This window comes from Campylobacter concisus, assembly GCF_002912895.1.
Lineage (GTDB): Bacteria > Campylobacterota > Campylobacteria > Campylobacterales > Campylobacteraceae > Campylobacter_A > Campylobacter_A concisus_G.
The window spans coordinates 1-25931 of the sequence record NZ_POZX01000071.1 but is presented as its reverse complement, the minus strand read 5'-3'; the positions used below and the strand labels follow the sequence as shown (position 1 = coordinate 25931).

Annotated in this window: 30 protein-coding genes; 14 read left to right on the top strand and 16 right to left on the bottom strand. The window is 37.8% G+C overall.

Annotated features, from left to right (window positions below; genetic code table 11):
- Nucleotides 1–29 precede the first annotated feature (29 nt).
- The 3 genes from CYP51_RS09045 (at nucleotide 30) to CYP51_RS09035 (ending at nucleotide 5056) form a co-directional block, all read left to right on the top strand.
- Nucleotides 30–1541, top strand: a complete 1512-nt coding sequence (locus CYP51_RS09045; RefSeq protein ID WP_103625179.1) for a DKNYY domain-containing protein — start codon at nucleotides 30–32, stop codon at nucleotides 1539–1541.
- Nucleotides 1541–2986, top strand: a complete 1446-nt coding sequence (locus tag CYP51_RS09040; RefSeq protein WP_103625178.1) for a DKNYY domain-containing protein — start codon at nucleotides 1541–1543, stop codon at nucleotides 2984–2986. The genes CYP51_RS09045 and CYP51_RS09040 overlap by 1 nt, the downstream gene beginning before the upstream one ends.
- Before the next feature lie 129 nt (nucleotides 2987–3115).
- Nucleotides 3116–5056, top strand: a complete 1941-nt coding sequence (locus CYP51_RS09035; protein ID WP_103625177.1) for a BCCT family transporter — start codon at nucleotides 3116–3118, stop codon at nucleotides 5054–5056.
- 352 nt (nucleotides 5057–5408) lie between these two features.
- Here CYP51_RS09035 and modD read toward each other — a convergent pair whose 3' ends face one another.
- The 10 genes from modD to CYP51_RS08985 form a co-directional block, all read right to left on the bottom strand.
- Nucleotides 5409–6242, bottom strand: a complete 834-nt coding sequence (gene modD, locus CYP51_RS09030) for a ModD protein (RefSeq protein WP_103625176.1) — start codon at nucleotides 6240–6242, stop codon at nucleotides 5409–5411.
- Nucleotide 6243: 1 nt separating this feature from the next.
- Nucleotides 6244–6501 carry a helicase gene (locus CYP51_RS09025; protein ID WP_103625175.1) on the bottom strand — a complete coding sequence of 86 codons (258 nt, stop codon included), beginning with the start codon at nucleotides 6499–6501 and terminating at the stop codon, nucleotides 6244–6246.
- A gap of 12 nt (nucleotides 6502–6513) precedes the next feature.
- Nucleotides 6514–7977, bottom strand: coding sequence for an alanine/glycine:cation symporter family protein (locus tag CYP51_RS09020; RefSeq protein WP_258032840.1), 1464 nt, complete (start codon nucleotides 7975–7977; stop codon nucleotides 6514–6516).
- Between the two features lie 14 nt (nucleotides 7978–7991).
- Nucleotides 7992–10067 carry a heavy metal translocating P-type ATPase gene (locus CYP51_RS09015; protein WP_103625174.1) on the bottom strand — a complete coding sequence of 692 codons (2076 nt, stop codon included), beginning with the start codon at nucleotides 10065–10067 and terminating at the stop codon, nucleotides 7992–7994.
- Entirely contained in the window at nucleotides 10051–10374 is a 324-nt protein-coding gene (locus tag CYP51_RS09010; RefSeq protein ID WP_087577962.1) for an oxidoreductase, read from the bottom strand. Before CYP51_RS09010 ends, CYP51_RS09015 begins: the two co-directional genes overlap by 17 nt.
- The gene (locus CYP51_RS09005; protein WP_103625173.1) at nucleotides 10374–10688 is read right to left on the bottom strand and encodes a hypothetical protein; all 315 of its coding nucleotides are present in this window, start codon (nucleotides 10686–10688) and stop codon (nucleotides 10374–10376) included. The genes CYP51_RS09010 and CYP51_RS09005 overlap by 1 nt, the downstream gene beginning before the upstream one ends.
- Before the next feature lie 9 nt (nucleotides 10689–10697).
- Nucleotides 10698–11009, bottom strand: coding sequence for a hypothetical protein (locus tag CYP51_RS09000; RefSeq protein WP_258032839.1), 312 nt, complete (start codon nucleotides 11007–11009; stop codon nucleotides 10698–10700).
- A 31-nt stretch (nucleotides 11010–11040) separates the two neighbouring features.
- A complete protein-coding gene (locus tag CYP51_RS08995; protein WP_103625171.1) occupies nucleotides 11041–11691 on the bottom strand; it encodes a ferritin-like domain-containing protein in 651 nt (216 codons plus the stop codon).
- Complete coding sequence (locus CYP51_RS08990; RefSeq protein ID WP_021091233.1) at nucleotides 11684–12007, bottom strand: HMA2 domain-containing protein; 324 nt, start codon at nucleotides 12005–12007, stop codon at nucleotides 11684–11686. Before CYP51_RS08990 ends, CYP51_RS08995 begins: the two co-directional genes overlap by 8 nt.
- A 100-nt stretch (nucleotides 12008–12107) precedes the next feature.
- The gene (locus tag CYP51_RS08985) at nucleotides 12108–12554 is read right to left on the bottom strand and encodes a Fur family transcriptional regulator (protein ID WP_103625170.1); all 447 of its coding nucleotides are present in this window, start codon (nucleotides 12552–12554) and stop codon (nucleotides 12108–12110) included.
- A 150-nt stretch (nucleotides 12555–12704) separates the two neighbouring features.
- Between CYP51_RS08985 and CYP51_RS08980 the strand changes: the two genes are divergently transcribed.
- On the top strand, nucleotides 12705–12914 hold the full coding sequence (locus tag CYP51_RS08980; RefSeq protein WP_002942234.1) for a hypothetical protein: 210 nt from the start codon (nucleotides 12705–12707) through the stop codon (nucleotides 12912–12914).
- 91 nt (nucleotides 12915–13005) lie between these two features.
- On the opposite strand, the gene CYP51_RS08975 is transcribed toward CYP51_RS08980, so the two are convergent.
- Complete coding sequence (locus tag CYP51_RS08975) at nucleotides 13006–13668, bottom strand: lipid-binding SYLF domain-containing protein (protein WP_103625169.1); 663 nt, start codon at nucleotides 13666–13668, stop codon at nucleotides 13006–13008.
- A 117-nt stretch (nucleotides 13669–13785) separates the two neighbouring features.
- On the opposite strand from CYP51_RS08975, the gene CYP51_RS08970 reads away from it, so the two are divergent.
- Both CYP51_RS08970 and CYP51_RS08965 read left to right on the top strand, forming a co-directional pair.
- Entirely contained in the window at nucleotides 13786–14394 is a 609-nt protein-coding gene (locus CYP51_RS08970; RefSeq protein WP_103625168.1) for a trimeric intracellular cation channel family protein, read from the top strand.
- Complete coding sequence (locus CYP51_RS08965; RefSeq protein WP_103625167.1) at nucleotides 14391–15377, top strand: SAM-dependent methyltransferase; 987 nt, start codon at nucleotides 14391–14393, stop codon at nucleotides 15375–15377. Before CYP51_RS08970 ends, CYP51_RS08965 begins: the two co-directional genes overlap by 4 nt.
- Here CYP51_RS08965 and ybaK read toward each other — a convergent pair.
- Nucleotides 15366–15848 (bottom strand): Cys-tRNA(Pro) deacylase, encoded by a 483-nt coding sequence (gene ybaK / locus CYP51_RS08960; protein WP_103625166.1) that lies wholly within the window; start codon nucleotides 15846–15848, stop codon nucleotides 15366–15368. The two genes, CYP51_RS08965 and ybaK, sit on opposite strands and share 12 nt — an antisense overlap.
- A 58-nt stretch (nucleotides 15849–15906) precedes the next feature.
- Here ybaK and fliL point away from each other — a divergent pair, with 58 nt between their 5' ends.
- The 3 genes from fliL to CYP51_RS10140 all read left to right on the top strand — a co-directional run bounded on the left by fliL (nucleotide 15907) and on the right by CYP51_RS10140 (nucleotide 17756).
- Nucleotides 15907–16443, top strand: a complete 537-nt coding sequence (gene fliL, locus CYP51_RS08955) for a flagellar basal body-associated protein FliL (protein ID WP_103625165.1) — start codon at nucleotides 15907–15909, stop codon at nucleotides 16441–16443.
- The gene (gene acpS / locus CYP51_RS08950; RefSeq protein WP_103576349.1) at nucleotides 16440–16784 is read left to right on the top strand and encodes a holo-ACP synthase; all 345 of its coding nucleotides are present in this window, start codon (nucleotides 16440–16442) and stop codon (nucleotides 16782–16784) included. Before fliL ends, acpS begins: the two co-directional genes overlap by 4 nt.
- A 144-nt stretch (nucleotides 16785–16928) precedes the next feature.
- Nucleotides 16929–17756 (top strand): polyribonucleotide nucleotidyltransferase, encoded by an 828-nt coding sequence (locus CYP51_RS10140; protein ID WP_103625164.1) that lies wholly within the window; start codon nucleotides 16929–16931, stop codon nucleotides 17754–17756.
- A gap of 145 nt (nucleotides 17757–17901) precedes the next feature.
- Here the strand turns inward: CYP51_RS10140 and radA are convergent, their stop codons facing one another.
- The 4 genes from radA to CYP51_RS08925 are packed head-to-tail and all read right to left on the bottom strand — an operon-like array spanning nucleotide 17902 to nucleotide 21070.
- Nucleotides 17902–19242: a DNA repair protein RadA gene (gene radA, locus CYP51_RS08940; RefSeq protein ID WP_103625163.1), complete on the bottom strand. Its 1341-nt coding sequence runs from the start codon at nucleotides 19240–19242 to the stop codon at nucleotides 17902–17904.
- Nucleotides 19217–19579, bottom strand: a complete 363-nt coding sequence (locus CYP51_RS08935; RefSeq protein WP_103625162.1) for a VanZ family protein — start codon at nucleotides 19577–19579, stop codon at nucleotides 19217–19219. The genes radA and CYP51_RS08935 overlap by 26 nt, the downstream gene beginning before the upstream one ends.
- Nucleotides 19572–20438: a signal recognition particle-docking protein FtsY gene (ftsY, locus tag CYP51_RS08930; RefSeq protein WP_103625161.1), complete on the bottom strand. Its 867-nt coding sequence runs from the start codon at nucleotides 20436–20438 to the stop codon at nucleotides 19572–19574. The genes CYP51_RS08935 and ftsY overlap by 8 nt, the downstream gene beginning before the upstream one ends.
- Nucleotides 20438–21070 carry a TlpA family protein disulfide reductase gene (locus tag CYP51_RS08925; RefSeq protein WP_103625160.1) on the bottom strand — a complete coding sequence of 211 codons (633 nt, stop codon included), beginning with the start codon at nucleotides 21068–21070 and terminating at the stop codon, nucleotides 20438–20440. Before CYP51_RS08925 ends, ftsY begins: the two co-directional genes overlap by 1 nt.
- 49 nt (nucleotides 21071–21119) lie before the next feature.
- On the opposite strand from CYP51_RS08925, the gene CYP51_RS08920 reads away from it, so the two are divergent.
- The 5 genes from CYP51_RS08920 to CYP51_RS08900 are packed head-to-tail and all read left to right on the top strand — an operon-like array spanning nucleotide 21120 to nucleotide 25747.
- On the top strand, nucleotides 21120–21752 hold the full coding sequence (locus CYP51_RS08920) for a 5-formyltetrahydrofolate cyclo-ligase (RefSeq protein WP_103625159.1): 633 nt from the start codon (nucleotides 21120–21122) through the stop codon (nucleotides 21750–21752).
- Nucleotides 21685–23238, top strand: coding sequence for a ribonuclease Y (gene rny, locus CYP51_RS08915; RefSeq protein ID WP_103625158.1), 1554 nt, complete (start codon nucleotides 21685–21687; stop codon nucleotides 23236–23238). The genes CYP51_RS08920 and rny overlap by 68 nt, the downstream gene beginning before the upstream one ends.
- Nucleotides 23239–23247: 9 nt before the next feature.
- The gene (locus tag CYP51_RS08910) at nucleotides 23248–23844 is read left to right on the top strand and encodes a lipid-binding SYLF domain-containing protein (RefSeq protein WP_103559257.1); all 597 of its coding nucleotides are present in this window, start codon (nucleotides 23248–23250) and stop codon (nucleotides 23842–23844) included.
- Entirely contained in the window at nucleotides 23844–24410 is a 567-nt protein-coding gene (locus CYP51_RS08905; RefSeq protein ID WP_103625157.1) for a DedA family protein, read from the top strand. Before CYP51_RS08910 ends, CYP51_RS08905 begins: the two co-directional genes overlap by 1 nt.
- Complete coding sequence (locus CYP51_RS08900; RefSeq protein ID WP_103625156.1) at nucleotides 24407–25747, top strand: DUF945 family protein; 1341 nt, start codon at nucleotides 24407–24409, stop codon at nucleotides 25745–25747. The genes CYP51_RS08905 and CYP51_RS08900 overlap by 4 nt, the downstream gene beginning before the upstream one ends.
- The last annotated feature ends 184 nt before the right edge of the window (nucleotides 25748–25931 follow it).

Here is a 25931-nt window from a genome sequence, read left to right as displayed (position 1 = left end):
CCTTTAAATTTGTTTAAAACGGAGCTAAAATGTTAAAAAAACATCCGCTAATTTCCGTAATGATCGCCATTGTTGTGATATTTTTTGCTACCTACTTTTTTATCTTTAGGTTAGTTTCTATTTTAGATGACGACATTGGCGATAGTAAAGAGCTAAATAATAGCTTTTTTTACGTCAAAGATGACAAAGTCTATGCCATGGTGCCAAGTGGGGGTAAATTTGAGCTAATAGGCGTGAAGGCCAGCAAATTTAGATACATTGACACTGGAAAATACGACAACAGAAACGTTGGCGCTAGCGATGAGGCGGTATATTGCGGCAACCTCGTGATGAGCGGGCTTGATCCAAATGGCGTTAGAGCGCTTGGTAATGGCTACTTTGGCGATGGCAATGTAACATACTTTTGCGATAGCGTAAGCGAGACAAACCTCGAAATATCCGCACTTAAAGAGTTTTGGGACATCCTCTCACATAAAATGTTTAAAACCCCAAAAGCGCAAACTCATATCTATAAATTTAGGCAGGTTGATAACACAAATTTAGCAGCGATCTTGGGCTTTGGCTACGCAAGTGACGGCGTGAAGGTCTATCATGAGGGCAAAGAGCTAGAGGGCGCAAATGCCAGCAAGATGCGCTACATCGAGCAGGTATCTGGCAGAAAGAGCGTGCATTTTACGACTGATGGAGAAAATGTCTATTATGACAGCACAAAGCTAGGGATCAAATTTAGCCCGCAAATGCGTGATATCGGCGAGATATGGCGCATTCACTATCTTTATGAGCCAAATTCTGGCATGGTCTATGCAAATGATCATGAATTTGACCCCAAATTTGCCCCATACGAGCCACTTTTTAACCTAAAAGATGAGCACTCCTATCACGCTCTTTTTCGCGGCAAAGGCGGGATCTATCACTGGGAGCGAAAGTGGCAGTGGTATAACAGCATAGATGAGGGTGAGTTTGTAAGAGACGGCGATGATCCATTTAAAGGCGAGATAACGCCGCTATATGGCGACGTGGTGATAAGTGATGGCAAGACATATTTTTTAAAAACCTATGAAATTTGGCACAACACAAAACAAAACCACAGCCTAAGCTCACGCCACACGTCTATCGTTAGGCTTGATACAAAAGAACAGTGGCGAAAGATCGGCTTTGTAAGAAACGATGGCTACGGAGCGGTCTATGCAAACGGCGATAAGACCTATTATTTTGATAACGTCGGCTACGGCTGGCATTTTAACAGCAGTGTTTATGATATAAACGACCTTGGCGTGGTTGAAATTCTCACTCGTCCTTATGACTCAAATGTTGAGAATTTAAAACTTGATGAGATAGTAAAAATGGTAGATCAAGGCGCTATGGTGCCAGCTGAGGGCGAGGTGGTGATCGATGCGATAAGCGACTTTGATGATTACTCGCAAAAATATGCCTACTGGATATTTTTAGCCATTGCATTTATAGTCTCGGTAGTTGGCGCTATTTTTAAAAATAAAAATCAAAAAAGCGAGCTTAAAAAAAGGGTGGATGATTATAGATAATGAGAAAAATTACTATTAGGTTTATTTATTTTTTAGTTATCTTGACGCTATTTTATGTTTTGGCGATGCTTTATCTATGGCATGAGGGCGAGTATCAAAGAAGCTTTGCAAACATTGATAATAGCGAGTTTTACCGCTCGCCTGAGGGTAAAATTTACGTTCAAATTTCAGGCAGTGGCAAGTATGAGCTAAAAGGCGTTGATGAGGCTAGTTTTAGGGTCTTAAAGCTAAAACACGCGTATGACTACTCAAACGTAGCGGCTGATAAAAACAGTGTCTATTGCGCTAGAGAAATTTTGCCTGGTCTTGATCCAAACAGCACCAAAGCGCTTGGCAATGGCTATATAAGCGACGGCAAGATAAGCTATTATTGCAGCTCTAGAAGCGAGAAAAAGGCTGTATTTAATGAATTTATCGCCGTCATGAAAAGCCTTGCTCATGTCTTTATAAAAAGCTACGATGATAGCTCATATTTTTATAGGACAAAGCTGGTTGAAAGTGCAAATTTAGAGCCTATATTTGACGCTGGCTTTGCAAGAGATGGCAGCATACTTTACTACAAGGGCGAAAAGCTTGACGCGAAGCCTAGCGAGCTAAGATACATCACGGCAGAAAATGGCGCTCCTAGCGGATATTACACAGATGGTAAAAGCCTATTTTTAGGCTTTTATAAGCTTGATGCTGGCTACACAGATAAGGTGCGCCAGATATGTTATGACCCAAAGCACGATATAGAATATCTTTTTGAGCCAAAAAATGGGGCGGCGTTTGCAAATGAGCTCAAATTTAGCGCTCAAAATATGCCTTATAGTGCCATTCATAGCGTGGATAACGTGCACTCGTTTTGGCCTCTTTTTGCCAGCAAAGATGGAATTTACTTTTGGGATAGCACGAAAAACGAGCAGGCTAAAATTTCAGACTATCAGCTAAAAGGCGAGCCAAAAAGGCTCTATGATGACGTTTTTGTAGATGAGAGCTCAGCGTATTTTTTACAGCAAGGCGAAGAGTGGCGGCGCTCAAAGCACGGCAGGCACTTAGAGGCGCAAACAGTCTCTTTATATAAATTTGCCCCAAGCAGCTCTTGGCGCGAAGTAGGGCTGGTAAAAGATGGCGAATATGGCGCAGTATATGCAAACGGCGAGAAGGTCTATTTTTTTAGCAAAATAAAGCCATTTTACGGCATAAAGCATAGCGTTTATGAGGTGGCTGATCTTAGCGCCATAGAAAATTTAACAAGAGCGTCTAAAGAGCTTAGCGCAAAAGATATCAGCGAGATGATAAAACGTGGCGAGCTAGTGGAGGCAAGCGGCGAAGAGGTCGCAAGGTCGAGGATAGAGTATGACTCGCCAAAGATCATTTTGTATATCACATTTGGTATTGCTTTTGTCGTCATAGCGCTAATAACTCTTGCAAAACCAAAGAAAGATAAAAGCGACTTGAGATAAATTTCAAAGTGGCTATTTTTGGTGGCTAAAGCTTAAAATTTCATAAAAACTTTAAAGAGAAAATTTGACCCATTTACTCTTTTTTGTTATTTTGAAATGAAGCTGAAATTTACAAAAAAAAGGAGAAAAATGATCAAATTTCAAAGGTCGAAATTTAACAATTCGGTATTTATCCCATCGCTTGTCGTCATATTTTTAATAACGGCATTTGCAGCGATATTTCCAAATTTCTCAAATGAGTTTTTTAAAGGTATGCAAAACTACATCGCGGCCAAATTTGGCTGGTTTTACATCCTGGTTGTCGCCGTCATACTGCTAAGCGTCATCATCCTTGGCTTTAGTAAGCTTGGCGAGATCAAGCTAGGAGCCGATCACGTAAAGCCAGAGCACAAAAATATCTCGTGGTTTTCTATGCTTTTTGCCGCTGGCATGGGCATAGGTCTAGTGTTTTTTGGTGTGGCCGAGCCGCTCATGCACTATCTAAACCCGCCAGTTGGCGACGCACAAACTATCGCAGCGCAAAAGCTTGCGTTGAATATCACATTTTTTCACTGGGGTATGGGTGCATGGTCGGTCTATGCTATCGTGGCGCTAATACTCGCCTTTTTCTCGTATAGGCACGGCTTGCCACTCACGCTTAGATCGGCATTTTATCCGATCATTGGAGATAAAATTTACGGCAAGATAGGTAGCGCCATCGATACATTTGCTGTCGTGGCGACCCTTTTTGGCGTGGCGACATCGCTGGGATACGGCGTGCTTCAGGTAAATGCCGGTCTTACGCACGTTTTTGGCCTGCCGACTATGCATATCACGCTTCTAATAGTGCTTTGTTTTGCTGCTACCATCTCAGCGGCAAGTGGTGTCGATAAGGGCATTAAAATCTTATCAAACGCAAACATCGCACTAGCTATATGTTTTATGTTTTTGATATTATTTTTAGGCGATACGACGCAGCTTCTAAAGTCGTTTGTACAAAACAGTGGCGACTACGTCTCTACGCTCATCTCAAACACCTTTAACCTCTACGCCTACGAGAGGCAAAACGAGAGCTGGCTTGGCGGTTGGACGCTACTATACTGGGCTTGGTGGCTATCTTGGTCGCCGTTTGTGGGGCTATTTATCGCCAAAATTTCAAAGGGCAGGACGATAAGAGAATTTGTCATCGGCGTGCTTTTAGTGCCAACTGGCTTTACTTTTGCTTGGATGAGTTTTTTTGGTAACTCAGCGATTGCGCTTGTTCAAAGTGGCTTTAGCGAGCTAGCGACCACGGTAAATTCTGACTCAGCCTCAGCACTTTTTATGTTTTTGGAGAAATTTAGCTTCTCAGGCGTGCTAAGCACCATCGCAGTCTTTATGATCGTCATATTTTTCGTGACTTCTGCAGACTCTGCGGCGATCGTGATGAATATGCTTTGCTCAAACGGCAAGGATGATACGCCGGTTTGGCAAAAGGTCTTTTGGGGCGTTACAGTGGGCGTCGTGGCGGCATTTTTGATGCTAGCAGGCGGTCTTGCCTCGCTTCAAGCTCTCACGATCACGACAGCGCTGCCATTTTCCATAGTGCTACTTGGTGCCATTTACGGGTTATTTAAGGCGTTACGTGTGGATCTAACCAAAAAAGAGACAAATAACTTTAGCAACATGCCCATTAGTGATCTTTCAAAGCCGTGGCAAGAGCGCCTAAGTGCGATCATTACGCTACCAGGCAAGAAAGATGGCAAGAAATTTTTAAACGAAGTCGTGCTAAAAGCTTTTAACGAGCTAAAAGAGGAATTTGCCAAAAACGGCCTTGAAGCAAAGGTCACAAATGGCGAAAATTTTGCAAATTTAAATGTCGGACTTAGCGACGAGATGGACTTTAGATATGGCGTCTATCTCACCAAGAGCCAGAGCCCAGACTACACCAGAGAGCTTGACGGCGACGATCTTTACTACAGAGCCGAGGTCTATCTAAAAGAGGGCGGTCAAGACTACGACGTGCTTGGCTGGAGCGAAGCTACGCTGATAAATGACGTCATCGAGCAATACCGCAAACATATGCAGTTTTTGCATGTCGTTAGAAGGTAGACTTTATTGAAATTTGCCTGGAATTTGAAAAGTTCTAGGCAAATTGTAAATCTTACTCACTCGTTATCATTTGTTGCTGAATTTAAAAGCATGATTTGCTTATAAATTTTAAAATTTAATTGAATTTATGCACGTGGTGTAAAGCAAGATATAAGTGTTATTGTTTTTAGAAAAAAACAAATTAGAAAAATTAACTTTATTAGTTTATGTTTTTGCTTGTAGTTATGAGATGAATTTGAAATAAAAAATGCTAATTTTTTGTTGCGTATCGTTCAAATTCCAGAGCCAAAATGCATTTTCTGTAAATTTTTAACTTTGATAGATGTTTTGTTGTATCGGTCGTTGTAAAAATTTACAAAATCTCAAGTCTAGTGCTGATATCAGCAACGCCTTTTGAATACATCGCTGACGTTACTATCGCATCGGCATTTGCGTAATCTTTTGCATTTGATAAATTTATACCACCAGCTGCTAGGATAATGGTATTTGGCGAAATCTCATCTCTTAAAGAGAGTACATTTTCGATGAGCTCTGGACTAAATTTATCACACTGCACGACGTCGCAATTTGCTTTTAAAAGCTTGTTTACTTCGTCTAAATTTTCAGCTTCAACGCAGATTTTTTTCTCAACCATTTTGGCTTTAAATTCTGGCAAAAGAGATACAAACTCATCAAAATTCGCATAAGCTTTTATGTGGTTTTTAAAAAATAAAATGCTATCACTAAGCCCAAGCCTATGCATTTTACCGCCACCTTCAAGCACTGCTTTTACGCAAAATTTCTTAGCAAATGGAAAGCTCTTTCTGGTTGCTAAAATTTCACATTTTTTATTGACGCACTTTGTGGCATTTACCATTTTGTTTGTATAAGTTGCGATGGCACTGGCATATTCTAGTGCGACTTGAGCTAACTTCCAAGCTTTATGCACATTTTCATAGTTTCCATAAATTTTTATGATCACATCGCTAGCTTTGCAGATTTGAGAATTTTGCACAAAAATTTCACTCTCGCACCCAAGTAGCCTTGCAACACTTGCGGCTACATCAACGCAGCTAACACAAATTTCATCGCGTGAATAAATTTCAAGTGAGGCTTTTTTATCGATATTTTGAAGCGACGTAGTAAGATCAAAGTAAGGTATATCTTCGTTTATATAGCTTAGAATTTCTGCGTCGCTAAGTATCATTTTATGCCTTTTTTGCCTCATTTTTTGCTTTTATTATCATTTTTTTAAAGATTCCATTGTCATAAAGCCCAGCATGATAAAGAGCAAAGCAAGTAAATGCAATGCCTGAAACTGTGTGTAATTTTTTCATACCTCTGCCATTCATGCAAAGTGCCGTTAAGCAAACTGTCGCTAAAGTAACGCCCATACCGACCTTTGCTACCTTTCTGTGAGTATTTATGTCAAGTAGTTTGCCACTTATTTTTGTATCGTTTTTCAAATTCTTCTCCATTTAGTTTTTATTCCAGCAACTTGTATTTTTTATACCAAGACTTTCTGGGTCAAATTCTGGATTTAGCCCAGCCTTTCTTTGAGCTTCGTAGTCTTTGACTGCTATTATCACTACCTTTGAAAGTAAGAATATAGCGATAATATTAATAGTTGCCATTGCAGCCATCGTGATATCAGCGATATTCCAAGCGAGCTTTAAATTCATTTGAGCACCAATAAATATCATAACGACGGCCGTTATCTTAAATAGCAACGTAAGCTTGTGGTTTTTGGTTAAAAATTTCATATTTGCCTGAGCGTAGTAGTAGTTGCCAATAAGTGAAGTGATAGCAAAAAGTACGACTGCAAGAGTGGTAAAATGAACTCCAAATTCGCCAAAGTACTCTTTCATTGCAGCTTGTACTAGCGGAAGTGCTGTTAGTATTTCGCCACTTGAGCCAGTTTGCTTTGTAAGATAGGCCTGCGAAAATAGCACGATCATACCAGAAGCGATACATATCGTCATATCTATAAAGACCGCCATAGCCTGAACTAGGCCTTGTTTTACTGGGTGGCTAGTATGTGCTGCAGCTGCTGCGTTTGGAGCTGAACCCATACCAGCTTCGTTCGAGAAAAGGCCTCTTTTGATACCTATTACGATTACGCTACCGGCAAATCCACCAAATATCGCTTTAAAATCAAAAGCATTTTCCAAAATCATCTTGATAACATCAGGAATTTCTTTAAAATTTAAGATGATAGCAACAAAGGCTAGCGATATGTAGGCAAGTGCCATAAAAGGCACTATGTATGAGCTTACTTTACCGATGATGTGGCTTTTGCTAAAAAACATTACTGCTGCAAATGCCGTAAGAATAAGACCAATGCCAACTGGCAAGCCGCTTTGCGAAAAGGTCACATTGCTACCAGCTTTATCGTAGTAAATTTCAAAAGCTGATGTCATGGTGTAGCTTTGAAGGCCGTTAAAGCCGTATGCGTAGGTGATGATGAGGATCACTGCAAAAAGCGAAGCCAGCCATTTTATACCAAGGCCATTTTTGATGTAATAGGCCGGGCCGCCTTTAAACCCAAAAACGTCTTTTGTCTTATAAATTTGTGCTAGTGTGCTCTCTATAAAAGCCGAAGCTGATCCTAAAAAAGCCATCAAACACATCCAAAAAAGAGCACCAGGACCGCCTGCGGCGATAGCAGCTGAAATTCCAGCGATATTGCCTATGCCAACGCGTGAAGCAGTCGAGATCATAAGTGCTTGAAACGGCGTTAAATGGTGCTTATTGTACTTGTCTTTTTTTTCTACTAAGACCCTGCAAGCCTCAAAAAACATCCTAAACTGCACAAAACGAGTCAAATAACTAAAATAAATTCCCGTAGCCACAAGAATAATGACTAAAAAATATCCATATAAAAAGTCGTTGGCTACGTCCATTTTGCCGTTTAAAAAATTTAAGAAACTATCAAGCACCATCTACCCTTTCAAATTTATTTTGATTTGAATTTTACGCCCTTCATTGAATTTAATAAAAGCCAAATCGTTGTGCCATTATGAAGCATGGCAGTTGCTATTGGATTTAACATGCCAAGTGTAGCAGCACTTAGTATAGCTGTGTTTACGCCAACGGTTGAGCGGAAATTTGAGCTAATTAAATCCATTGTTTTATTTGCAAGCTCTTTTACGAGAGCTACGCTCATGATGTCGTCTTTTAAAAGACTTATGTCAGCCGTCGCTTTAGCTATATCAGCACCTTTGTGCATGCTTATACCCACATTTGCTTTAGTTAGGCTTGGAGCATCATTTATGCCATCTCCCACAAAGGCTACTTTTTTGCCCTCACTCTTTAGCTCTTCGATGATAGCTGCTTTATCTGTTGGTAAGCACTCCGCATAGACCCTATCAAGCCCAAGCTCACGTGCCACCTCTTCAGCCTTGCTTTTGATGTCACCACTTAGCATGACGACCTCTTTTACGCCAAGACTGCGTAGTTTTGCCACCATGTCTTTTGCGTTTTCTCTCATATCATCTTTCATGGCGATGACTCCGACTAGCTCTTTGTCGTATCCAACGTAGAGTAAAGTTAAGCCGCTATTTAATGCTTTGCTTATTAAAGCTTCATGAGCCTTAAAGCTTATCATCTCGTCATCTTCTAAAAAGTGTCTACTGCCTATAACCACCTCTTTGCCGTGCATCGCAGTTTTTACGCCGTGAGCTACGATAAATTCAACTTCATCGTGATGAATATGGTGAAAACCACGCTTGTTTGCAGCTTCAACTATTGCTTCGGCTACTGGATGAAAGTAGTGCTCCTCAGCACTCGCAGTTAAATTTAATATATCATTTTGAGAAAAGCCCTCTTTGAATGAGTAAATTTCAACTACGCTTAGGCGTCCGTGTGTCAGAGTGCCCGTCTTATCAAATACAAAAGTATCAACTGAGCTTAAAGCCTCGATCGCTTTTGCACCTTTTACAAGAATGCCATTTCTTCCTGCTTTTGAGATGCTTGATTTAAAAGCAACTGGTGTAGCAAGCTTTAATGCGCAAGAGTAGTCCGCTTGAAGTACGCTAGCAACACTATTCATATTTTTATTTATAATGTATGAAAGTCCAGCAAGCGAGAGAGTAACAGGCACAAGTTTATCAGCTAGTTTTAACGCTTTTACACCAATGGCTGATTTTTCATTGAGTGAAGTTTGTATGTACTCTTTGATCCTAGCTGTTGCTGTATCACTACCTACATTTTCAGCCCAAATTTTTATCCTACCTTCATCAACCACGGTGCCACTTATAACACGGTCGCCTCTAGCTTTTGGTATAGGTTCAGCCTCTCCTGTCATTGAGACTTGATTTACATCGGCGTTGCCTTCAACGATATAACCATCAACACCTATCGTCTCACCAGCTCCTACTACTACGATGTCACCCTTTTTTAAATTTTCGGTTTTTACTTTTTCAAGCGTCTTTTCACCATTTAAATTTCTCTCGACCCAGACTTCTTCGATATTTGGTTTTGCTAGCTCTTTGATGAGATCATCACTTCTGTGGCTAGCACTTTCTTCCATATATTCGCCGATATTTATCATCAAATTTGTGCTATTTGCTGCTAAATGATCGCCCATTGCTAAGCTAGTACCAATGGCAGTTGCCTCAAGCACTTTTGAAGTGATGCCCTCATGCCTTAGTTCTTTTGCACCTTCTATTAAATTTGGTGCTGTGGCATAAAGAGTCACGGCTGATTTTAGAGTTTTATTGCTCATAAATGGTGTTATGCCAAGTGCAGCAGCAGCCTTATAGATATTTGCCTTGCTTGGCAAATTTGGATCTTTTGCCTTTGTTGGAAATTCGTAGCTCTTTATAAAGTTTAAAATTTTATCGTAGTTTTTATTGTATTCAACGATAATGCTTTTTGCGTATTTATTTACACGAACACTTAGTGCATCAGTTCGCTCTGAGATCGCAGCCTCGATAGCACTGACGTCGCTTCTAGCGTTTAGGCTCTCGCAAATAAACCTCGCTCTATTTTTACTCTTGTGAGCTAGAGTGATCTTATTTTTGTGAGTCAAGTTCTGCTTTGACATCTTCAAAACGCTCTTTTAGTTCTTCTATGCCAGCATTTATAAGCTCGCCACCTTTGATAATCGCTTTAAATACGCACTCTTGTGCTTTTGGATTAGTTAGTACATAAGCTGCGATACCACCTAAAACTAGACCTTTTACAAAGCCAGCAGCATTAAAATTTTCAGGTACAAATGGTAAATTTTGAGCTGCATTGTTTATTGCGTTATCAATTGCGCTTGGCTGAGTAGCTGCTGCATTGTTAGCCGCAGTTTCACTTGCTACGTTTTCTTCGTTGATGTAAGGGTTGTTCATTATTTACTCTCCAATTTTATTAGTTTTTCTGCTATCAAAAGACCGCCGATACCAGCTGCTGTAAAAGCTGCTGCATTTAGATATTTTTTTTGTGCTATTAAATTTGAAGCATGAATACCAACAGCACCTACAAAACCACCTGTTACAGCGTATTTCGCTATCTTTTTAGCGACATCTTTTTTAGTTGCTCTATTATTTAGATAGTCGCTAAAGCCAAGTGCAGTTGCACCCATGCCAGCGATTAAAGCACCACTGATGAAGTGATCAAATGGAAGTCTTGTGCTTGAAAGTGTAAAAAGACTATTTTCTTGCATTCTCTATCCTTAAGCTATATCGTTTGGTGTGATAGCTTTTGGAGCAGCTGGCTTTTTAGTGCGTGGTTTTCTTGTTTTCTTTACCACTTTTTCAGCCTCTTTTTCTACTTTTTTAGCACCGCGTTTTGCTTTTTTCTCTTCTTTTACTATAAAGTCTTTTGCATCTTTTGCAACACTTTTACCTTTTTTGTAAAGATCTTTTGCGGCCTCTTTGCCTTTATCAAAGCCATCTTGGGCGTACTCTTTGATCTTATCTCTTTTATTCCAAGCAGCTATCGCTAAACCGCCTACTGCTAAACCCGCTAAAAATGGTAATGCCATTTTAAATCCTTTCTTTGTTTGATTTTGTAAATTATTCATTTTCTTCATCCTTATTAAAATTTTTGCTAACTACTGAAATGCCTAATGCCCCAAGCGCAAGTCCGCTAAAAAACGAGAAATTTGGATTATTAGTTATCTTTGCTAACTCGCTTTTATCAGCCTTGCCACTTGCGATATTTTGCAAGCTTTTAGTTATCTCATTAAAGTCATTTTGATAGTTGTCTAAAATATTTGTTATGCCATTTTGCTCAAAATTTTGTGAAATTTCATTTAAATTTAGCTCATTTTTTATTTCACAGCCACTATAAATTTCTTTTAAGCGTTGCTTTAAAGAGGCAACGTATTCGTTATTTGAAGTAGCCCAAAGTCTAAAAAATAGATCTTTTAGCTCTTCATCATCTAAGCTTTCACAAAATTTTTCATACATTTTATTTAGCTCTAACTCATAGTTTAAAGCTTGTATCAGCGCATCTTCTTTATTTTTTGCTGGCAAAAATATAGCTTCATTTTCGCAAGCAAGCTCATAATCATGTGTGCTCGCAAATTTTTCTATCAAGATGATCGCATTTTTTCTGATATTTGCGATCTCGTTAAAAACATCACCAAATAAAGCTAAATTTTCATATAAGCTAAGTGCATTCTTTTCGCTGGTGTATGATGCATTTAAAAGTTCATTAAGCATATTTCACTTCTTTTGCAACTTCATTTACTCTAGTTGAAATCTCTTCTAAATTTTGCCCTTTTAAAAGATCTTCCCAAAGGTTTTTTGGAAAAATTTCATGATCATATTCGATCGTTACAGAGCCGATTAGCTTGTTAAATTTTACATTTTTTATACCATTTATCTGAGCTATCACATCATCTAGGCTAGCTAAATTTACGCTGCTACTTAGCTCTTTTATCTTTGGACTAACTCTTACTCTTAGTCTGCCGTTTGTGTGAGCTATCATTGAAAAATAGCTTGCAACTTGTGCTAAAGTTTGTGTTTTTATATCCATTTTCATCCTTTTTTAATTGCGTATTATCTATTTCACAGCTTAAATAAATCTGAAATTTTTTTGTTTTTCATTATCAAAAAGTAAAATGAAATGATAAAATTTAATTTTCATTTTTCTCTTGGCAATCACTACAAATACCATAAAGTATCATCGTATGCGACTGCTCGCTAAAATTTTTTTCTTTGCAAATTTGCTCTTGTCTTTGCTCTATCATCTCATCTTCAAAATCAACTATCTTTTCACAAATTTCACATATCAAATGATCGTGCGAGGATTTTAAATTTAGCTCAAATTTCTTTACTCCATTTTCTTCAAAACAGTTTGCAAGATGATGCATTTCGAGAAAATTTAAAAACGAGTAAATTGATGTCATTGAAATTTCATTCTTGTGGATTTTGTAAATTTCTGAAGAAATTTCTTGAGCACTTAGATGAGAGTTGCTAATAAAAAGTACATGCAAAATTTGTTCTTTTAACTCTGAGCTTTTCTGCCCAAAGGCTTCTAAAAACTCTTTAAAATGCTTATAAAATAGTTCAAAATTATCCACAAAAACCTAACTAAAATGATAATGAATATAAGGATTTTACAACTTTACTTATAAAAAAAGCATAAAATTTCTTACGAATTTCAAGTAAAGTATTTTATAAGATTGTTTTGGTATAGTGTCGCATTTTTTAAATCAAAATTAAGGAATAAAATGACTTACGACGAGCTTGAATTAGACGCCGTTTTGTTAGAGGTTTTAGAAAATAGAGGCAGTTTTGATTCTATGGACGATGAGGAGCTTTATGAGCTTATCGAACAAGTTGCACAATATACAGATGGCGATTACGAAGAAGCGTTTGAGTATATGACTCAATTTTCTCCAATCCCTAAAAAACGCTTTGTTTCACTATTTATGGTTTAGCAAAAAGCTAAGCCATAACTTCTATAAATTTAATCAAAAAAGTAAAAATAAAAAGAGCCCTTGACCCACTTAATGAGCCAAGAAATTTGAGCTATAAGAAGTATTTTGAGATTATTTCTTTAAATTTTAGTGTGTATTTACTAGCTTTTGGGCTATTATTGTAGATATTTTCAAAATCATACATTCGCTCATAGTAATCATTTGTGTCTTGTCTATTTATTTTTAGTCTTGCCACATCTAAGCTAACTCCTACAAAAGCACCACTTGTCTTGCCACGCTCCTCAGCAAATGCTGAAATTTCAGGCAAATCACTTGTGATCGCTACTTCGTTACCAACGCCACCAGTTGCTTCTGCTTTTAGACTGATCGTATCTTTTGCATTAAATAAATTTGCATAAGCTTCTGAATTTTTAAATAAGATGATCATGTCAGCTGAGCTGTAACCAAGCTGCAAGCCTATGCTGCCAGATGTGTAATTTACAAAAAATGGGCTTGACCATTCACCATCATCGTTTTTAGCGATAAATACGCCTTTACCTGTTGAGCCAGTAACGATAGCGCCTGCTTTTGTCACATCAGGGATTATGGCGATCGCTTTTATGCCTTCAAATTTGGTGTTTGGCTTTAAATTTCTTGTACCAAAAGCGTTTAAAATATTTATTGCATTTTTTAGCTTTTGATTTTGGATCACATCAGCGTTTAAGTTTGGCGTGAAAAATAAACCAGCAAGAAATATGATTAATAGTTTTTTCATTAAAATTCCTTCCTTAAATTTTTCGTTATTATAGCCTAAAATAAACTAATGGTAAAAATATTATTAATGATTTTTTATGAGAGTTCGTTATAAAATGCGACCTTTTAAGGAAAAAATATGAGTTTAATACTTTTTGTCGAATACGTCGGTATCGCATCAGCTGCACTTAGCGGGTTTTTATTTGCAGTAAAAAAGGAGTGTGACTGGCTTGGAGTCTTTTTGTCTGCATTTTTGACCGCACTTGGTGGCGGTATCATGCGTGATATGCTCGTTGGTAGGGCGGTTTATTCATTTACACACTATATGCCAGTAAGCGTTGTTATTTTTATGTTGATTGTTTCAAGAGTGGCAAATTTACACATAAAAAGAGAAGGTTTGGAGCGAAAATTTGTATTCATCTTCGCCGATGCGATCGATGTTATCTGCTTTTCTATTGTTGGTGCGATGGTTGCTATTGAGTACAACTACAATATCTTTGGCGTCATGATGATCGCCTTTTTTAACGGCGTTGGTGGCGGTATCTTAAGAGATATTTTGCTAAATGAAATTCCATGGTTTTTACGCACTGGACTTTACGGCACGATAAGCCTTGGCGTGGGGCTTGCTTACTTTGTGCTATATCATCTAGGCCTAACCAATATATTTTTTACTATACTCTTGCTTGCTGCTGGCATTACGGTTAGGATGTTTGCATTTTATAGAGGCTGGAAGCTACCTGATCTATGAAATTTAGCGAGTTTTTTGATATCTGGGTCAATGAAAACTACTATAAATTTGGCGTAGATATCGGCAAAAATGGTGATTTTTACACAAATGTAAGCGTTGGCTATCTTTTTGGTACCTGCCTTGCAAACTATTTTTTAAAACTGCTTAAAAATGGCGAAATTTCTAGCTCTTGCAAAGTCGTGGAGATCGGCGCAAACTCAGGTGAAATGCTTGCTGATTTTGCGCAAGGAATTTTTACGCTTGAGCCAGAGATCTTAAAAAATTTAGAGTTTATTATCATTGAGCCTCACGAAAATTTAAGGAAAAAGCAGCTTGAAACTTTTACAAAGCGCTTTGGCAATGATGTCAAAATAAGACATTATAAAAATTTAGACAAGTACTTGTTTGATGAAATTTTTGTCATCTCAAATGAGCTACTTGACGCATTTAATTGCGAGGTTATAGATGGGCAAAATATGCTTTTTGTGGATGATGATCTAAAATTTCACTGGCAAAAGGCTGATCAAAATTTACTAGCTCTTGCAAAGAAATTTGGCATAAAAAAGGGTGAGATATCAACTAGCTACGCTAAATTTGCAACTCAACTTGCAAATGCGGCAAAAAAGGTGAGATTTTTAAGCTTTGACTACGGCGAATTTGAGCCAAAAAATGAGTTTAGCCTAAGGATTTTTAAAGATCATCAAGTTTTTTCTTTGTTTGAAATTTCAGACCTTGAGCCATATTTTAAAAGATCGGATCTAACTTATAGCCTTTGTTTTAAACAAGTAAAAGAGGCTTTTTGCGAGGCTGGCTTTGAGATGCTTAATTTTAAAAAACAAAACGAAGCTTTAGTTTGCGATCTTGGTGTGGATGAAATTTTATCTTTAGTGCTTGAAAAAGGTAGCAAGCAAGCCTATGAAAATGCAGCTAAACAGGCGAAATTTCTACTCTCGCCCGAGTTTCTAGGCGAGAAGTTTAAATTTATAGAGTTTTTAAAGAGCTAGCCTAGCGACATCAGCGTAATTTGCTTCGCAAGCCTTTAAAAGATCATTTGGAGCTATCTTTATCTGCTTGCCTCTTACTCCAGCGCTTACTAACACGTATTCTTGCTCTTTTGCACGTTCATCGATAAATGTTGCAAAGTGTTTTTTCATAGCAAGCGGTGAGCAGCCGCCCCTGATGTAGCCAGTGATCTTTTCTAAGTCTTTTAAATTTATAAGTTCGCAGCGTTTGGCGCCACACGCGTGAGCAAGTGCTTTTAGATCAAGCTCCAAATCACCCTGCAAGCAAGCAACAACGAAATTTTTAGGCTCACACTCACAAACGATAGTTTTGTAAATTTGCTTTATATTTTGCTTAGTGCTAGCTGCTACGTGGAGGGCTGAAAGATCGTTTAAATCGACCTCATACTCTAAAATTTTATAATTAATTTTTAGCTTATCTAAAGCTCTGGCAGCATTTGTCTTATGTATCATTTTTTCTCATTTTTGCGAATTTTTTGTATAATTATAGCCAAAACTTAAAGGAGGAAAGATGGCTGAAGAAGTTGAAGAGAAAAAGGCAAAAAAAGGTGGCAATGGTGCATTAATGATAATTATCATTGCGATATTTGTTTTGCTGCTAGTTATTGGAGGGCTAGTCGCGTTTTTGATGCTTAGTTCTGACGAGCCAAAAGAGGCAAATATGGCGCAAACACCAGCTCAGACTCAAACTCAGTCCATGCCAGCTCAAAATAAAGCAAAGCATGGTAGCAACGAATATTCAAATATGGGACCGATATATCCGCTTGATCAGTTTATTGTAAATTTGCTTAGCGAAAATGGCTCAAGATTTCTTAAAACTAAGATCGATATGGAGCAAAGCGATGAGTTGCTAACTCCTGAGCTTGATAAGAAAAAGGCACTTTTAAGAGATATTATTATAAGAACACTTTCATCAAAAACCTACGAAGAAGTAAGCACTGCAAAGGGCAAAGATAGGCTAAAAGATGAGATCGTGGGTAAGTTAAACGAAGTGCTAAATGATGGCTACATCAAAAACATATTTTTTACTGATTTTGTGGTGCAATGATAGGCATTGATATCATTAAAATAGATAGAATTTCTAGACTTAAAGCTCGTTATGGCGAGCTTTTTTTAAAAAAATTTCTTAGTGATGACGAGATCACGCTAGCAAAAAACGATGCAACTTTGGCTGGATTTTGGGCGGCCAAAGAAGCAGCTAGTAAAGCTCTTGGTGTGGGTATCAGCAAAGAGTGTGGCTTTTTGGACATTGAGCTTAGCAAAGACGCAAAAAATGCACCAAAGATAAAATTTAGCCCAAGAATTTATACAAATTTTAATATCAAAGAAGCAAGCCTTAGCATAACTCACGACGGCGGATTTGCCGTAGCTGCAGTGATGATTGTCTAAAATTTATGCATTTTTACAAAGCTTTTTAATATCTTTTAACTACTTCTGATAAATTTAAAAAACGTATTTTTATAAAATTTTTTAAAGAAAAGACGATATCTTTAATTAAGATTGAATGGAGCTAAAGAGACTAAGGATAGTAAAATGCAAATTTCTAATAATTTTTCAACTCCTAACTATCTCTCAAGAGAGAACATAGCAAGAGAGATGGGTTTTAAATTTAATGATATAAACGAGATACTTAGTAACGATATGGGATATGGTATGAGCTTTCCTAAATATGCAAGGCTTGATAGAAAAGCCCAAGCTGCGTCTTATGATAGACATATATATCCACTATCTGGCTTTACAAAGGGCGATGAAGCAAAAGTCACTATCATAGGAAAGCTTAGAGGTTATGATCCTAACTTTACAAGCGAGCAGCTATCAGATCTTAAAAATTTCATAAATGAAAGCAAGGGTTTGTTTGTAGAGTATATACAAGGTCAGCAAGCAAAACTATACAATGATAAGCCAAAAATTTTAAGAGATACCCCATACACTGTAAATGAATTTTTAAATGAATATCGTGGCGATAGCGATTTGCTATTTATGCAAAACTCAAGGACTATTGATCTGCTTGATAGCGATATGAGTGTTGATGAGTTTAAAGAGGAGTGGGCTAAATATGCACTAAAAGAGCGGTTTAATATAACTTTATCTGGCGAAGATGCTAAAAATGCTGTCAATATATTAAAAGAGCTAAACGAAAAAGGTATTCAGAATATAGATAATCTTGAAAAAGAAGACAACGCTAAAGAGAAGAAATTTACACCTATACAAGTTACAAAAAAATCTCACACCTATAAGTTTGAAGCTGATGAGAGATTAAAAGAGCTTTATAAATTTATAAAGAGTGAATTTGATAGTGGCAAGAGTATGTTTGAGATTTTAGAAAAAGTGGCAAAGCTTAAAGTGGATAAGAAGGCATAGGTATTTTATAAGCAAAGAATGGAATTTTTATAATTTAAATTTCAAAGAAAAAGCATAGATGCTCTCAGACTTATGTAAAAGATAAATTTCAAAAAACATGGCTTAGCCAGCAAAGTATTGATGTTAAATCGCTGGCAAGATAAATTTACATCCACTCAAGCACTTGCGTGATATCTTTGGCGTAAAAGCACTTTAGACCTTGCGTCTCAAGCGGTTTGTTTGGGATGATCGCATTTTTAAATTTCTGCGTTTTTGCCTCTTTTAGACGCTGATCGAGGTTGAAAATTTCTCTTATCTCGCCGTTTAGGCTTAGCTCGCCTATGAAGACGCTGTCCTTGCTGATAGGGCGGTTTTTGAAGCTGCTGATTATCGCTGCGATGACGGCTAGATCGGCAGCGGTCTCGCTTATCTTAACGCCACCTGAAACATTTATAAAGACGTCGTAGTGCCCAAGTGGAATTTCAAGCTTTCGCTCAAGTAGGGCTAGCAGCATATCTAGGCGGTTTTTCTCAAAGCCAGTCGAGCTTCGTTTTGGATAGGCACTTTCGCAAACAAGTGCTTGAATTTCGATGCTAAGCGCCCTTGAGCCCTCCATTATGATGGTGATCGCGCTACCACTCATCGCTCCGCCACGTGTGAAAAATTTACTCGATACCTCATTTGCACTCACGAGCCCTTGCTGGCTCATCTCAAATATGCCAACTTCGCTCGTCGAGCCAAAGCGGTTTTTAAACCCACGCAAAATTCTCAGCTCTCTGCTCGCGTCGCCCTCGAAATAAAGCACCACATCGACCATGTGTTCAAGCACTCTAGGACCTGCGATCGAGCCCTCTTTGGTTATGTGCCCGATGATGAAAACGCAGATATTTTGACTCTTTGCAAGCCTCATCAGCTCAAATGTGATCTCACGAACCTGCGTGATCGAGCCTGGAGCGGAGGTTATATTTTGGCTATAAAGCGTTTGTATGGAGTCAATTACAAGCACCTTGTAGTCGCTCTTTTGCACTTCTAGCATGATATCTTCTAGGCAAATTTCAGTTAGTAGGTATAAATTTTTATCCACCGCATTTAGCCTGTCAGCTCTCATTTTTATCTGGCTTTGGCTCTCTTCGCCGCTTACATAGAGCGTTTTTTTGCCGTCTTTTGCTAAATTTGAGCCGATTTTTAGAAGCAGGGTTGATTTGCCGATGCCTGGGCTGCCGCCTATTAAAACAAGCGAGCCCTCAACCACGCCACCACCAAGGACAAGGTCTAGCTCACTATCTTTGGTGCTAAATCTCGTGAAATTTTGAATTTCAACTTCGTCTATACTTATGGCTTTGCTAGGTGTGCCACTACTTTTTGCTATCTCTTTACTTATTTTTATCTCTTGCTGGCTAAGCTCGACAAAGCTATCCCAAGCCCCACATTGTGGGCATTTGCCCAGCCACTTTGCCTGTTGATTACCGCAAGCTTGACACTCAAAAACTGGCTTTGCTTTTGCCATAATATATCCTTTTTAAAATTTCAACTACTATCACTCCAAAGGCCGCTCCGATCATGTCAGCCACAATGTCAAGCAAGCTAAAGCTCCTGTTTGGTAAAAATGCTTGAACGAGCTCTATTTGCACGCCGAAGGCTAAAAGTAGGGCTAAATTTTTAAAAATTTTAAACTTATAGCCAAGATAGAGCAGGATGTATAAGACGCAAAAAGATAAAAAATAGTTTGCTTTGTCCCATGAGTTTTCGATGATCGTGGGACTTTTTGGAGTAAATGCAAGAAAATCAATCGACAAAAGAGCAGCAAAAAAGCAAATTTTACTAAGGAATTTTACTCTACTCAAAAATAGCGTCCATCAGCTCGTCTAAAAACTCGTCTGGGTTAAATTTGATGATATCATCCATGCTCTCGCCAACGCCAATATAAAATATAGGTAGCTCAAGCTCCCTTGCCACGCCAAATAGCGCTCCGCCCTTTGCAGTGCCGTCAAGCTTTGTGATGATGACACCATCAAGCGAAATGATATCGTTAAACGCTTTCGCTTGCGCAACTCCGGCGTTACCTTGCGTTCCATCAAGAATCAAAATTTTGCGGTGAGGTGCTTTTTCGTAAGCTTTTTTGCTAATACGAACGATCTTTTCTAGCTCATTTGCCAAATTTGTCTGGTTTTGAAGTCTGCCGGCTGTGTCAAGGATGACTCGGTCGATACCTTTTGCAAGGGCTGAGCTAATCGTATCGTAAGCAACAGCCGAAGGATCATGCCCTTGCTGTGTGGCGACTATTGGCACATTTAGTCTGATTGACCACTGGCGCAGCTGCTCGATAGCCCCAGCTCTAAATGTATCACAAGCGCCCAAAATAACGCTTTTGCCGTTATTTTTATATAAATTTGCAAGCTTTGCGATCGTTGTCGTCTTACCAGCACCATTTACGCCGAGGATAAGATCGACAAATGGCTTATCAGGCTCGATCATACGCTCATTTTCGTAGATGAAATAGCTACTCATAACGCGCCTTAGATTGGCTCTACTTACTTCATCTTGTGGCGGCAAGTAGTATAAAATTTCTTCCACGATCTCGTAAGCTATGTCAGCTTCAAGTAAAATTTCTTCTAAGCTCTCTTTGTCTATATTCTTTGACTTCTTCGCTGAGCTTATCGCTCCAAAGGTCTTTTCAAAGCCTTTTTTTAGAAAATCAAGCATTATTTTGTTGCCCTATTTATGTCATTTTCAAGCATCTCTTCAGGCACAAGACCGATGTAGCCTTGAACGTAGTCGCCATTTGCTTTAAAAAGTGCTGACGCAGGCAAGCCTTTTATGCCACCCATCGCTTTTTCAAATAAAAAATTTCCCTCGCCGACTGCGACTTCATATTTTATTTTATATTTTTGAGCAAAATCTTTTACTTCATCTTCACTTTTGTCTTCAAGTAGCACACCAACGATATCTAGTTCGTTTTTAAATTTCTCACTTAAGTTGTTTAGGTGCGGGATCTCGGCCTTGCAAGGTGGGCACCAAGTGGCGAAAAATACGTAAAGAGTTGCTTTTTTGCCATCTTTTACATCAAAGCCATTGCTTCTTTTTGTAATCTGCATAGTTGCTCCACTTAGCAGCTTTAGATTTATCTCTTTTATCTCGCTATCTTGGGCACTTTCACTCATTTTTGGAGTGAGTGAGTCTTTGCTTAAATTTTCATCTTTGCTAGCATTTTTATCTAAAATTTTGCCTTGCGTTTGTTCGCTTGTATTTTGCTCTTTTTTTTGCTTGTTCTCATCGCCGCATCCAAAAAATGCAAAAATGCAAAGTGATGTTATAATTGCTCGTTTTAATGTCATAAATTTCCTTTTGAATAAGATTTCAGGATTATACAAGAAAGAGCATAAAATGAGCGTTAATTTAGAAAAAAATGAATTTAGAAAAAATGCAAGAGCAATTTTAATGAAACTTACTAAATTTAAGGCCAAATGCTCGCACTATAAAGCTACAAAAACTCTTTTAAAATTGATAAATTTTACAAATTCTAAGAAAGTACTGTTTTATTTGCCACTTAACTACGAAGTTGATGTGCTTAAAATAAGGCGAAATTTATCACATAAATGTGAAATTTTTGCCCCTTTTATGGTAGGTCTTAGCTTAAAGATGGTAAGATTGCGACTGCCATTTATAACTTATAAATTTAACGTCAGACAGCCATCTGGCAAAAAAATGGATAATGTTAGACTTGATATGGCAGTAGTTCCAGCGATTGGGGTTGATGGAGCTATGGCTAGGATAGGGCACGGAAAAGGATTTTATGATAGATTTTTTGACTCTTTGCTCATTAAGCCAAAACGGATAGTTTTTCTTGAGATAAAAGACTTTTATACCAAAGATGTGCTTTCAAATGCACAAGACGTGGTAGCAGACTTTTATATAACCCCAAACAAAAATTATATAAAAAGAGGAATAAATGATAGAGGTTTTAATAGGCTTAGGAGCCGGTGTGGCGGGCGTTGGAGCAGGGTATCTATACGCTAAAAAGATAAATGATGCAAACTACAACATATTCTTAGAACAAGCAAAAGCAAAGGCAAAAGCTATTGAGTATGAAGCTGAGCTAACGCTTAAAAATTCTAAAATTTCAGTACAAGAGGCTGAATTTGAGGCTAAAAAAAGGTACGATGACAAAACAACAAAGCTTCAAAAAGAGTATGCGAGTAAATTTGATGAACTAACCAAAAAAGAGAAAAATTTGCTAAATGAGCAAGAGCTTTTAAACGAAAGTAAAGAGCTTTTTGAAAAGGATAAGCAAGACGCAAAGATAACTTACGAAGAGGGCTTAAATTTAAAAGCGACTTATCAAAACAAGGTAGAAGAGGCGATAAGGGTACTTGAGCACGCTGCTGGCTTAACCGAAGAAGAAGCAAAAGATGTTGTGCTTAAAAAGGTCGAGGAGAAGTCTCGTGCGGATATCGCTCATATCGTTAGAAAATACGAAGAAGAAGCAAAAAGAGAGGCTAAAAAGAGGGTTAATTACATATTGGCGCAGGCTACGTCAAGATTTGCTGGAGAATTTGCGGCTGAGCGTCTGATAAATGTCGTAAATATTAAAAATGATGAGCTAAAAGGTAGGATCATTGGCAAAGAAGGACGTAACATCAAGACCCTTGAAATGGTGCTTGGCGTTGATATTATCATCGACGACACGCCTCACGCGATCATACTAAGCAGCTTCAATCTTTACAGACGTGCGATCGCAACAAGAGTGATCGAGCTTTTGGTAGAAGATGGAAGAATTCAGCCAGCAAGGATAGAAGACCTTCACAAAAAAGTGACTGAAGAATTTGAGCAAAGTATACAAGAAGAGGGCGAAAATATCGTCATAGATCTTGGTCTAAATAAAATTCATCCAGAGATCGTAAAACTAATAGGCAAGCTTAAATTTAGAGCAAGCTATGGTCAAAATGCCTTGGCTCATAGCCTTGAAGTAGCTCACCTTGCTGGCATCATTGCAGCCGAGTGTGGCGGAGATGAGAAGCTTGCAAAAAGAGCTGGCATACTTCACGACATCGGCAAAGCACTAACTCATGAATACGAGGGTAGCCACGTTGATCTTGGAGCAGAAATTTGTAAGCGCTACAAAGAGCATCCAGTAGTCATCAATGCTATCTACGCTCACCACGGCCACGAAGAAGCAACAAGTATAGAAAGTGCGGCTGTTTGCGCAGCTGACGCACTAAGTGCAGCTCGTCCAGGTGCAAGGCGTGAAGTGCTTGAGAGCTTCTTAAAGCGTGTCGAAGAGATCGAAAACATCGCAAAAAGCAAAGATGGCATCAAACAAGCTTATGCGATAAATGCTGGCCGTGAGATTCGCGTCATCGCAAACGCTAAGCTCATAAACGACGACGAGGCAGTGCTTGTAGCAAAAGAGATAGCTCAAGAGATCGAGAGCAAGGTGCAGTATCCTGGTGAGATAAAAGTAAGCGTCATCAGAGAGACTCGTGCTGTTGATTTTGCAAAATAACGGCAATATATGAAATTTCTTTTTTCAATTTTATTATTTTTCTCAATTGGCTTTGCCAGCGAGGAGCTCGTGCTGGACTCGGCAAACTCGTTTATAACAACGATGAGAGGTGCTAGAAACGCTCCTATAAAAGAGCTAATCGAGCAGTCAAAAGCAACGATCATCTTTCCAAGTGTTAAAAAGGTCGGTTTTGTAGTTGGTGGCATGGGCGGAGATGGCATCATGGTTGTTGGTAACATTAACTCGCCAAGTGAAATTTTACCAGTTAGCATAAGTGGCGGCAGCATCGGTATACAGCTTGGTTATGAAGATAGTTCACTTGTACTTTTTATATTTAAAGATAGCATTATCCACGATATTAAAGATGCCAAGATCACGCTTGATACAAAGCTTTCAGTAGCTTTTGGTGACATTGGACGCAATTACAGTAAAGTAAGCGATTTTAAATTTTCAAGTGATATCTACGCATATGCCGCAAATGATGGCTTTTTTGCGGGAGCTAGTTTTGGTGGAGCAGTCATCAGTGCAAGAGAAGAAATTTTAAAGCAAAGTGGCTATGCCTATGAACAGCTAATAGCCTCTGCATCTAAACTTTTAGGAGATTAATGCAAGATATCATAAACTCAGTTTCAACATACGGCTATATTGTATTGTTTTTTTATAGCCTTGGTGGCGGTATGGTTGCATTAATCGCCGCTGGAATTTTAAGTTTTGCTGGCAAGATGGATATTACTCTTAGTATAATTGTCGCTGCTGTGGCAAATACAATCGGCGACACGCTAATTTTTTGTGTCGCAAGATTTAATAAAAACTCACTTATGCCTTATATCAAAAATCATAAAAGAAAGCTTGCTTATGCAGGAATTTTGGCCAAGAAACACGGCGATAAGATAATATTTATCAAGAAATTTATCTACGGCGTCAAAACTTTGGTTCCTATCGCGCTTGGACTTACGAAGTATTCATTTTATAAATTTAGCATTATAAATTCGATCTCGTCAGTGCTTTGGGCGGTCATTATCGGATTTGCCAGCTTTAAAGCGGGTGATTATTTTGTAGGTGCAAGCGACTATCTTGGCGAGCATGGATATATTATGCCTCTTGCTATGGTTTGTTTGTTGCTTGGAATTTGGTTTTTTTTACAACATATTACAAAAAGGAGAAAAGCATGAAAAAGGTGATATCTGCTTTAATCGTGGTTATCGTGGTGGCCATTGGAGCGGTTTATTTTGCTTCAAATGAGGTGGAGAAAAACTATCAAAGGATAGTGAATGATCTAAACAATATTAAGGGCTTTAAAATTTCTAATAACAATTACAAAAAAGGTTTTTTTGGTTCAAAAGGATCATTTGATTTTAGTGTTTCAAAAGATCTTTTGGAAAATATATTTGGTAAAAATGTAAATGAGGATTTGGTTTTTAAAGTAGAAAATGAAATTTCTCATACAGTGCTTGCTTTTATAGATGGCTTTGAAATAGACTCAAAAATTTCTATTCAAAACGATATGATTAAAAATATTATCGCAACATTTATGGGATCAAATGTCATTGCAACAACTAAAACAAAAGTTAGCTTAACTGGCGATAAAGATGTAGATATCAAATTTAGCAATATTGAATTTAACGATAAGCAAAAAACTGCCGTTAATACAAAAGATATAAAGATTGGTATGACACTTGATTCAAAAGATAGTATGAACAGCTTAAAGGTTGAAGCAGATAAGATTGCTTTGAAAGATTTTAGTGAGTACAACAAAGTTGATCTAAATATCGAAGGATTTTATATTGACTCAAGTTATAAAGAGCCGGTTAAGTTTTCAAAAATTTTAGAGAGTCAGCTTGTACCTTATTTGGCAAAAGTTAAATTTAAAAGGGTGTCTTTCGCATCTAATGATATAAGTAATATCTTGATAGATGACTTTAAGTATGATTCAAAATTTGAAATCTCAAATGATCTTGGAAGATTGGACGATGTTATAAAAATAGGTATAGTAGCAGTTGATAAAGTAAAATATACAGATTTTGTCTTTGATAGCAAAATCGCAAATATCAATGTGCCTGCATTAAATAATGTATTAGACAAGCTTAATAATTTAAATAATGAAGAAAATTATAATGTTTTAGCTGGATTAAATTTTGATGAGATAATAGATCAAATCTTAGAAAAGAATCCAAGCATAAAAATAGATACATTAAGCTTTAAAAAAGGAGATAAGGCTTTAAAGCTAAATTTGGATGCAGCGGTAAATGGCTTTAAAAAGGGAACAAATCAGTCAGAAATTTTTGATAAATTATCTCTTAGTGGAAAAATAAGCGTCGACGAAAGTCTAGCGAATTTTTTTGATACACTAGTGCCAGAAGTAGCTTTTGTTGAGCCTACTTTGATATCTGCTGGATATTTTAAAGAAGAGGACAAAAAAGTAATAAGCGATTTTAAATATGATCCAAGCAAAAAAGATATTATATTTAATGGAAAAGTTGGACTTCAAAATTTCTTTATGGGTTTTTAAAAAATTAGCCTGATTTTTATCTGCATTTAAGCATCACTTCTATATACTTCACTTTCTGTTTTGCAAAACGCAGAGCAGAATGTTCTTTTAACTTACAATTGTTAAACTATTAGTCAATCTTTGAAATCTAAACAAGTGATCGATTGAGCCAGTCTATTATTTTATAATTTATAATATATTAGAC

Excerpts from the sequence above, each read along its gene's own strand:
- CYP51_RS09005 (WP_103625173.1), bottom strand. The coding sequence starts at position 10,688 with ATGCAAGAAAATAGTCTTTTTACACTTTCAAGCACAAGACTTCCATTT.
- CYP51_RS08920 (WP_103625159.1), top strand. The coding sequence starts at position 21,120 with ATGAGCGTTAATTTAGAAAAAAATGAATTTAGAAAAAATGCAAGAGCA.
- CYP51_RS08905 (WP_103625157.1), top strand. The coding sequence starts at position 23,844 with ATGCAAGATATCATAAACTCAGTTTCAACATACGGCTATATTGTATTG.
- CYP51_RS10140 (WP_103625164.1), top strand. The coding sequence starts at position 16,929 with ATGCAAATTTCTAATAATTTTTCAACTCCTAACTATCTCTCAAGAGAG.
- CYP51_RS08970 (WP_103625168.1), top strand. The coding sequence starts at position 13,786 with ATGAGTTTAATACTTTTTGTCGAATACGTCGGTATCGCATCAGCTGCA.
- radA (WP_103625163.1), bottom strand. The coding sequence starts at position 19,242 with ATGGCAAAAGCAAAGCCAGTTTTTGAGTGTCAAGCTTGCGGTAATCAA.
- CYP51_RS08910 (WP_103559257.1), top strand. The coding sequence starts at position 23,248 with ATGAAATTTCTTTTTTCAATTTTATTATTTTTCTCAATTGGCTTTGCC.
- CYP51_RS09035 (WP_103625177.1), top strand. The coding sequence starts at position 3,116 with ATGATCAAATTTCAAAGGTCGAAATTTAACAATTCGGTATTTATCCCA.
- CYP51_RS08995 (WP_103625171.1), bottom strand. The coding sequence starts at position 11,691 with ATGCTTAATGAACTTTTAAATGCATCATACACCAGCGAAAAGAATGCA.
- ftsY (WP_103625161.1), bottom strand. The coding sequence starts at position 20,438 with ATGCTTGATTTTCTAAAAAAAGGCTTTGAAAAGACCTTTGGAGCGATA.
- CYP51_RS08900 (WP_103625156.1), top strand. The coding sequence starts at position 24,407 with ATGAAAAAGGTGATATCTGCTTTAATCGTGGTTATCGTGGTGGCCATT.
- CYP51_RS08925 (WP_103625160.1), bottom strand. The coding sequence starts at position 21,070 with ATGACATTAAAACGAGCAATTATAACATCACTTTGCATTTTTGCATTT.
- CYP51_RS09000 (WP_258032839.1), bottom strand. The coding sequence starts at position 11,009 with ATGGCATTACCATTTTTAGCGGGTTTAGCAGTAGGCGGTTTAGCGATA.
- modD (WP_103625176.1), bottom strand. The coding sequence starts at position 6,242 with ATGATACTTAGCGACGCAGAAATTCTAAGCTATATAAACGAAGATATA.
- rny (WP_103625158.1), top strand. The coding sequence starts at position 21,685 with ATGATAGAGGTTTTAATAGGCTTAGGAGCCGGTGTGGCGGGCGTTGGA.
- CYP51_RS08965 (WP_103625167.1), top strand. The coding sequence starts at position 14,391 with ATGAAATTTAGCGAGTTTTTTGATATCTGGGTCAATGAAAACTACTAT.
- CYP51_RS08980 (WP_002942234.1), top strand. The coding sequence starts at position 12,705 with ATGACTTACGACGAGCTTGAATTAGACGCCGTTTTGTTAGAGGTTTTA.
- ybaK (WP_103625166.1), bottom strand. The coding sequence starts at position 15,848 with ATGATACATAAGACAAATGCTGCCAGAGCTTTAGATAAGCTAAAAATT.
- fliL (WP_103625165.1), top strand. The coding sequence starts at position 15,907 with ATGGCTGAAGAAGTTGAAGAGAAAAAGGCAAAAAAAGGTGGCAATGGT.
- CYP51_RS08990 (WP_021091233.1), bottom strand. The coding sequence starts at position 12,007 with ATGGATATAAAAACACAAACTTTAGCACAAGTTGCAAGCTATTTTTCA.
- CYP51_RS09010 (WP_087577962.1), bottom strand. The coding sequence starts at position 10,374 with ATGAACAACCCTTACATCAACGAAGAAAACGTAGCAAGTGAAACTGCG.
- CYP51_RS09040 (WP_103625178.1), top strand. The coding sequence starts at position 1,541 with ATGAGAAAAATTACTATTAGGTTTATTTATTTTTTAGTTATCTTGACG.
- CYP51_RS08975 (WP_103625169.1), bottom strand. The coding sequence starts at position 13,668 with ATGAAAAAACTATTAATCATATTTCTTGCTGGTTTATTTTTCACGCCA.
- CYP51_RS09020 (WP_258032840.1), bottom strand. The coding sequence starts at position 7,977 with ATGGTGCTTGATAGTTTCTTAAATTTTTTAAACGGCAAAATGGACGTA.
- acpS (WP_103576349.1), top strand. The coding sequence starts at position 16,440 with ATGATAGGCATTGATATCATTAAAATAGATAGAATTTCTAGACTTAAA.
- CYP51_RS09045 (WP_103625179.1), top strand. The coding sequence starts at position 30 with ATGTTAAAAAAACATCCGCTAATTTCCGTAATGATCGCCATTGTTGTG.